Source organism: Pantoea sp. Tr-811 (assembly GCF_011752535.1).
Lineage (GTDB): Bacteria > Pseudomonadota > Gammaproteobacteria > Pseudomonadales > Pseudomonadaceae > Aquipseudomonas.
This window is the reverse complement of sequence record NZ_VWXJ01000069.1, coordinates 1-431: the sequence shown is the minus strand read 5'-3', so window position 1 is coordinate 431 and position 431 is coordinate 1. Positions and strand designations below refer to the sequence as shown.

Genomic DNA, 431 nt, shown 5'->3' with positions numbered 1-431 from the left:
GATAATCTTTTTGACTATCAGTCCGTACTCACAAGCACCCACACGAATTGCTTGATTCGATTTGTTAAAGAGCGTTTGGTTAAGAGCTTTTCGTCTCAACCGAGGCGCGCATTCTACGCTTTCCTCAGGGCCTGTCAAGCGTTTATTTTGAAGTTTTTTGCGAGAAACTCGTTTAGCTTCAAACACTTAACTCGCTTCGATCTCTCGTCGCGGGAGGTGAATAATACAGCATTCAAAAACGCTGTCAACCACCTTTTTACCACCACCGGCTGGCCATTCAGCCTACCAGGAAAAGCGATAGCTTCTACTTAAAGACAAAACCCCTACCTGCTCGCGCAGATAGGGGTTTTGCGAAATGAATCTTGACGATGACCTACTCTCACATGGGGAAACCCCACACTACCATCGGCGATGCATCGTTTCACTACTGA

Annotated in this window: 1 protein-coding gene; it reads right to left on the bottom strand. The window is 46.4% G+C overall.

What is annotated here, in order from left to right; genetic code table 11:
- Positions 1 to 186 (bottom strand): hypothetical protein (locus tag F3J44_RS29700; protein WP_205300274.1); only part of this gene is annotated, 186 nt, incomplete at its 3' end.
- Positions 187 to 431: the final 245 nt, after the last annotated feature.